The 6,140-nt window shown below is 64.6% G+C and carries 7 protein-coding genes; 4 read left to right on the top strand and 3 right to left on the bottom strand.

What is annotated here, in order from left to right:
• The coding region (locus tag H146_RS0112130) for an SDR family oxidoreductase (protein ID WP_019952145.1) at positions 1–264 on the top strand (264 nt) is incomplete at its 5' end.
• A gap of 23 nt (positions 265–287) precedes the next feature.
• Here H146_RS0112130 and H146_RS0112125 read toward each other — a convergent pair.
• Entirely contained in the window at positions 288–998 is a 711-nt protein-coding gene (locus tag H146_RS0112125; protein ID WP_019952144.1) for a TetR/AcrR family transcriptional regulator, read from the bottom strand.
• 106 nt (positions 999–1,104) lie between these two features.
• On the opposite strand from H146_RS0112125, the gene H146_RS0112120 reads away from it, so the two are divergent.
• Positions 1,105–1,977 carry an NAD(P)H-binding protein gene (locus H146_RS0112120; RefSeq protein WP_019952143.1) on the top strand — a complete coding sequence of 291 codons (873 nt, stop codon included), beginning with the start codon at positions 1,105–1,107 and terminating at the stop codon, positions 1,975–1,977.
• Positions 1,978–2,040: 63 nt separating this feature from the next.
• Here the strand turns inward: H146_RS0112120 and H146_RS0112115 are convergent, their stop codons facing one another.
• Together H146_RS0112115 and H146_RS0112110 are read right to left on the bottom strand one after the other, a co-directional pair.
• Complete coding sequence (locus H146_RS0112115; protein WP_019952142.1) at positions 2,041–3,192, bottom strand: epoxide hydrolase family protein; 1,152 nt, start codon at positions 3,190–3,192, stop codon at positions 2,041–2,043.
• A gap of 132 nt (positions 3,193–3,324) precedes the next feature.
• Entirely contained in the window at positions 3,325–4,401 is a 1,077-nt protein-coding gene (locus H146_RS0112110; RefSeq protein ID WP_019952141.1) for an aldo/keto reductase, read from the bottom strand.
• A 79-nt stretch (positions 4,402–4,480) separates the two neighbouring features.
• Here H146_RS0112110 and H146_RS0112105 point away from each other — a divergent pair, with 79 nt between their 5' ends.
• Positions 4,481–5,116, top strand: a complete 636-nt coding sequence (locus tag H146_RS0112105; RefSeq protein ID WP_019952140.1) for a TetR/AcrR family transcriptional regulator — start codon at positions 4,481–4,483, stop codon at positions 5,114–5,116.
• Between the two features lie 383 nt (positions 5,117–5,499).
• Positions 5,500–6,102: a methyltransferase domain-containing protein gene (locus tag H146_RS0112100; protein ID WP_019952139.1), complete on the top strand. Its 603-nt coding sequence runs from the start codon at positions 5,500–5,502 to the stop codon at positions 6,100–6,102.
• Positions 6,103–6,140: the final 38 nt, after the last annotated feature.

The following is a 6,140-nucleotide window of genomic DNA, read 5'->3' as shown; positions in this document are numbered from 1 at the left end:
GCTGCCGCCAAGGGCGGCGTGATCGCGGCGCTCAAGTCGCTGGCGCTGGAACTGGCCAAAAGACGGATCACGGTCAACGGTGTGGCCCCGGGCTGGATCGACACCGATATGACGGCAGGCAGCGACGTCGAGATCAAAAAGGTGGTACCGATGCAGCGCATGGGCAGCGCCGAGGAGGTCGCCGGGGTGGTCAGTTTCCTCTGCTCGCCGGATGGCGCCTACGTAACCCGCCAGGTGATTGCGGTCAACGGCGGGCTTTATTGAAGAGTGCAGCGCTTGCCTGACCATCAGGCCGATGCGATCCGGTCAAGAAGCTCCGCCAGCAGCAGGCTTTCCCCCGCGCTCAGGCTTTCGATATGCGGCAGGGCCGCTTTCAGCGCATTCGCCGCGTCCCGTACCCCGTTCCCGCCATCCGCGGGCGCCGCGCCAACAATTGCGGCGATGGCCGCATCCCGCGCCGCAGCGGAAAGCGCCATGTCGCGCTTTTCGGGCGGTTGGCGCAAGAGCGTCGCTGTGATCCCCGTCGCGGATCCGTGGAAGAGATGGAGCGCTCGATCCTCGGGGATTTTCAGTCGGCCGGCGGTTCCCACCGCCTGCAGCTTTTTACGCAGGATCGCGATCCCCGCGCGATAGGCGGGGCTGTCGCGCGCCGTTTCAGATTGCGCGGCCATGATCGCGAAGATGCCCGGATGCGCGAGCGCAAAGGCAACCTGCCGATCCCATCCTCCGCGCAACTCCTCGACCGGGTCGGGGTGACGGTCGCGATCCGCCTTCGACGCGACGTAGGAGGAGAGGGTCTTCTCCGCGACGGCATCGAGCAAGGCAACCTTGTCACCGAAAAGGCGGTAGATCGTGGGGGCCTGCACCCCGGCCATGTCCGCGATGGCCCGCGTCGTGGCACCTTCGACGCCGGTTTCCGCAACCAGCCGCTCGGCGGCGACGAGGATGCGATCGCGGGCGCTCGCGGTATCGGTACGATAATCGTCTTTTGCGAGCATGGTCTCTCGAAATACGTAGGGTAGCAATGCTAACGCGCTATCGATAACATAGGTAACAAAGCCTGTCTGGCTGGATGTTAGCAACGTTAGCAAAAAGGAAAAGACAATGATCATCGTAACAGGTGCAAGTGGCAAGCTCGGCAGCAGGATTGTCCACCGGCTGCTCGCGCGCACGTCGCCGGACAGGATCGGCGTCAGCGTACGTGATCCCGACCAGCTTTCCGATCTGGCCGCCAGGGGCGTGCGCGTGCGCTATGGCGATTTCAACGATGCCGCATCGCTTCGAAGCGCCTTCGAGGGGGGCGAGCGCATTCTTCTCGTCTCATCCAACGCCGCGGCGAGCGGGGGCGACCCGCTGGCGCAGCACCGCACTGCGATCGACGTCGCGGCAGAGATCGGCGTGGAGCGGCTGTTCTATACCAGCCAGATGTCCGCAGCACCGGACTCGCATTTCTTTCCGGGCCGCACCCATGCCGCGACGGAGGACATGCTCGCCGCTTCAGGGCTGGCCTGGACCTCGATGCGGCATGGCTACTACGCCGAAAGTGCGCTAGCCATGAACCGCGCCGCGGGGTTCGAATCTGGTGTCCTCGCTGCGCCGCGGGACGGCAAGGTCGCCTGGACGACCCATGACGATCTGGCTGAAGCCGATGCCACCCTTCTGTTGGGGGAGGAGACGATCGACGGACCGACCGAGGTGCTGACGGGCGACGAGACTCTGGACCTGACAGATCTGGCGCGGTTGATCAGCGAGATCGAGGGCCGGTCGGTTCGTCGCGAAGTGATCGAGGACGATGCCTTCCGCGCGAATGCACGCGAGCGCGGCATGCCCGATGGCGCTGTCGCCTTCATCATGGGCTACTACCTCGCGGCGCGAGCCGGCGAGTTCGCGGCGACCTCCCCGCTGCTCGAACGTCTTATCGGGCGCAAGCCGCAGACGATGCGCGATGTCCTGGCCGGTCGCGCCGAACAGGCCTGATCCGTTCGGGTTCGCGCCGGGCCTTCGCGGTGAAACGCCCGTCGGGCCGGAGCGAGCTCGGCCCTATCCGATCGCCGCGAATGTCGCGCGTACATCGGTCACGAATGCGGTCGGGTTCTCAAGAGCCGCGAAATGGCCGCCGCGCTCGGGGTGGTTGTAATATCGCAGGTCCGCGAACCGCTTTTCCGCCCAGCGCCGCGACAGCCGCATGGCCTCGCCGGGGAACATGCTGATGCCGGCCGGCAGCGGGACAGGGTCGCCGGGCATATCACCCTGTCCTCGCGCGTTCTCCCAGTAAAAGCGCGCCGAACTGGCGCCGGTGTTGGGGAGCCAGTAGAGCATGATGTCATCGAGGATGTGGTCGAGTGCGATCGTCCGCTCCGGTTCGCCTCTGCTGTCGGTCACGTCCTGGAATAGGGCATAGATCCATGCTGCCAGCCCTGCCGGCGAGTCCGCCAAGGCGAACCCGACCGATTGTGGCCGGGTGTTCTGGAGCTTCATGTAACCCGACTGCTCGGCGTCGTATCGCTTCATGTCGGCGAGCATCGCTTGCTCCTCGCCTGTCGCGTCCGCGATCTCGTCTTCCCTTGGTTGGAACATGACCATGTTGAGATGGATGCCGGCAAGGCCGGGCGCGCGCATATGCGCCAACACCGTCACCACGGCCGCGCCCCAATCGCCGCCCTGTGCCAACCAGCGCTCGCCATAGCCCAGTCGTTGCATCAGCACGATATAGGCATCGGCCACACGGGCCGCGTTCCAACCCGTCTCCGTCGGCTTGTCGGAAAAGCCAAACCCCGGCATCGACGGGATCACCAGATGAAAGGCCTGCCGCGGATCACCGCCATGCGCGGCCGGATCGGTCAGCGGGCCGATGACATCACGGAACTCCAGAATCGACCCTGGCCAGCCATGCGCGAGCAAGAGCGGCACCGCGTCGGGTTCCGGGGAACGAATATGGAGGAAGTGGATGCCCAGTCCATCGATGACGGCACGGCTGCTACCCCATTGGTTGATAAGGCTTTCCGCATTTCGCCAGTCGTACCCGTCACGCCATCGATCGACCAGATGGCGGATGGCCGGCAGGCTCGGCCCCTGGCTTCCATCAGTGACGGTGCCGGCATCAGGCCAGCGGGTGCGGCCAAGCCGATCGGCGAGGTCGGCAAGCTCGGCCTCACCGATATGAATCGGGAACGGAGTGATGGCATCGGTCATGACGGTGGTCTCTATAGGGTATTTCGGCGGGCGTCGGGCCATATCACGAGAGGCGCACACGGCGACGTTCTGTGCAAAATGGCGTGCGGATATTGGATTCCTGCTGGCTGGGAACGTTGCGTCGGTCGCGCGCTACTCGCCCCATCCGGTTACCGCACGGCCACCGAATACCATTCGCCGGATGTCCGGAGAAGTCAGTACCGTACTGAAGGTCGGCGCGGGCGCGCTCGCTTCATCGAGGCGCGCAAGCTGCTCGTCGCTCAGGCGAAGGCCGGTGGCGGCAACGTTGCTCTCGATTTGCGAGACTTTACTTGCGCCGATCAGGGTAGAAGCCACCCCCGGACGCGCCAGGGTCCAGGCCAGTGCGACCTGGGCGACCGGCCGTTCGACTTCGGCCGCGACCGTCTGGGCTGCTTCCAGAATGTCCCAGTTGCGGTCGGTGAACTTGCTGTCGCCGAACGGATTGGCGCCGCTGAGGCGCCCGGTGCCCGACGTGTCCTCGCGCCGATACTTGCCCGACAGGAAGCCGCCGGCCAGCGGACTCCAGGGCATGATCCCCATCCCGCCTTCGCGTGCCACCGGGAAATGTTCGGCCTCGACATCACGCGCGACCAGCGAATATTCGAGCTGCATCGCGATCGGGCCGGGCACGCGGCGCTCGGTTGCAATTGTTGCGGCCTTGCAGCCGACCCAGGCAGGCATGTCGGAAAAGCCGAAATAGCGGATCTTTCCGGCCCGCACAAGATCGCCCAGCGTTTGCAGAATTTCCTCGACCGGTGTCACCCCGTCCCAGATATGCATCCAGTAGAGATCGATATAGTCCGTGCCGAGCCGCTTCAGCGACGCATCAAGCGCGCGGTGGATGTTCTTCGCGCCTGCGCCGCCAGCATGCGGATTGCCGCCACCGCCCTGGCTGGCGGTGAGCGGACTGGCGGATGCGTTGAAGCCGAACTTCGTCGCCAGCACGATTTCGTCGCGCGCACCCGCGTCGGCAATGAACCTGCCGACCAGGCGCTCGCTTTCGCCGCCCGAATAGATGTCCGATGTATCGATGAAATTGCCACCCGCGTCGCGATAGGCGTCGAAGATCGCGCGCGAGTTGGCTTCGTCAGCGCCCCATTCTCCGGGACCGAAGGTCATCGTACCGAGTGCCAGTGGGCTGACGACCAGGCCGGAGCGGCCGAGCGTGCGGAAATCTGTGAGGTTCATGTCATCTATTTCGTAGCGTTCGATACGAAAATAATGATAGAACGTATACGACCAGTCAAGAAGTTTCGGAACGATCGCTATGAATGTATCTGACGAACGCCGGCAAACCGCGCAGCGCAAAAGCGGTCGGCCGCGATCCTTCGATCGCGAAGCCGCGCTCGAAAAGGCAATGCTGCTGTTCTGGCGGCATGGGTATGAAACCACGTCGATCAGCGACCTGACCCGCGCGATGGGGATCACAGCCCCCAGCCTCTATACCGCCTTCGGCGATAAGCGGCGCTTGTTTCTCGAAGCGGCGCAGCTCTATGCCGGCGAACCGGACGCGGAGAATGCGGCGATCGCGAACGCGCCGACCGCCTACGACGCGGCCAGTACGATCCTGCACGGCGCAATCGTCACGTTTACCGGAGAGACCACGCCGCCCGGTTGCCTGCTCGCCAGTGCCACCGCCAGCGGTTCAGCGGACGCCGCCGATGTTCGCGCGATCGTGGCAGGATATCGTCAGCAGTTGCGCGAGCAGATGCGTGCGCGCCTCGAACGAGACAAGGCTGCCGGAATGTTACCGCAGAGCGCGGACGCGGCCGCCCTGTCCGGCCTCGTGCTCACGGTGATGCAGGGCCTGTCCGTGCTCGCCCGCGACGGCGCTTCGCCGGAGGACCTTTCCAGCATCGTCGATACGGCACTGCACGCATGGCCGACGGCCGGGCGATGCTGATCAGCATCAATCGGCTCTACGGGCGCTGATGGAAACAATTTAGTCATGATGATACCCGGCAGGTGCAGCACGCAGTCGATAGCGCCTGACTGGCGCGACGGAGCGGGTCGAGGTCGAACCGATAAACCTGACGCAGGGAAAGACGTCACCGGCCGCTCTGACCGAGTGTTGACACCGGCCGGCTCTCTTCGAGCCGCCGTGATGGTGACGACGAGGTCGCCCATAGCCAGGTTCAGCCTGCCGTGTCATCGCGTTACCTACGTGACACCAGGCAATCACGGTCAACGGCGGGCTCTACCGACGCTCTCTGTTCAGTCTCGGGAAAGGCAGCCCCTTCACCGAGGGTGTTCCATGAACAACAACACTGATCCAGAGGAGACTTCATGGGCGCGAAAGCGACGCTTTACCGGGGCATGGCTGGTGCACTCAGGGCGCTGGACCAGCGCGGAGTGCGGCTGCGCTACCCCTACCCTGACCGCCTGATGCTGGAACAGCGCATTCTGCCCGCCATCGCCGGGCGCGACGACATGAAACGGATTCTGATGGTGGGCTGCGGATGGTACACCCACTACTATCCAGGCCTGCTGGGCGACGACGCTGAAGTCACCACGCTGGAGATCGACCCGGCCAAGCGCGCCTTTGGCGCCAGGCGCCATATCGTCGCCAACCTCACCGAGCTGGATGCCCACTTCGGCCCCGGCGAGCTGGATGCGGTGCTCTGTAACGGCGTACTGGGCTGGGGCCTTAACGACCACGACGACATCGAGCGTGCCTTCGGCGCCAGCGTCACGGCGCTGCGCGGCGGCGGTCTGCTGCTGCTGGGCTGGAACGACAAGGCGCCCTACAACCGCGTCTCGCCGGCCGATATCAGCGCACTGCAGGGGCTGGAAGCGGTCACCGTACCAGGGCTGGAGGCCCACCGGGTGATCGCCCTGCCACGTAACCAGCACTGCTTTCAGGCCTTCACCAGACCGCAGTCGAACTGAATACGCCGACATTCACTTTCGCAAAGTGCCGCAACGGG

The organism is Kushneria aurantia DSM 21353, from assembly GCF_000382245.1.
GTDB lineage: Bacteria > Pseudomonadota > Gammaproteobacteria > Pseudomonadales > Halomonadaceae > Kushneria > Kushneria aurantia.
The sequence above is the reverse complement of the archived record's forward strand: the minus strand, read 5'-3'. Positions and strand labels throughout refer to the sequence as shown.